Raw genomic sequence first — 364 nt, 5'->3', positions numbered from 1 at the left:
CGCCGACCGCGGCGGAGCAGCTCGCGGCCCCGCCCGTCCCGGCCCCCGCCGAGCCCGCTGCATCCGCGGCGACCTCGGACGACGCGGACGACGAGACGGACGGCGATGAGGCGACCCCGGTTGCGCACGTCGAGCCCGTTCAGCCGCTCCACGTCGTGCCGTCCGTCTCCGACACCCAGTTCTTCCACGACGAGGACGACCCGGACGAGACCCCGTCGACCCCGGAGGAGCCCGTCGACGAGGGTTACGACTTCCTGTTCGGCCAGACCGTGCTCCGTCCGGTCGGTGCGGCGGCGGTCGACGAGGCGGGCGACGCCGAACGCGCGGCGGCCGAGGCGTCGGCGCACCAGCAGGCGGCAGCCAC

At 75.8% G+C, this 364-nt stretch carries 1 protein-coding gene; it reads left to right on the top strand.

Going from position 1 to position 364, the window contains the following annotated elements:
• A partial coding sequence (locus IFT89_RS19990; RefSeq protein ID WP_374190810.1) for a hypothetical protein occupies positions 1-364 on the top strand: 364 nt, incomplete at both ends.

This window comes from Plantibacter sp. CFBP 13570, from assembly GCF_014841395.1.
GTDB lineage: Bacteria > Actinomycetota > Actinomycetes > Actinomycetales > Microbacteriaceae > Plantibacter > Plantibacter auratus.
This window is presented reverse-complemented; position numbering and strand designations above follow the sequence as displayed.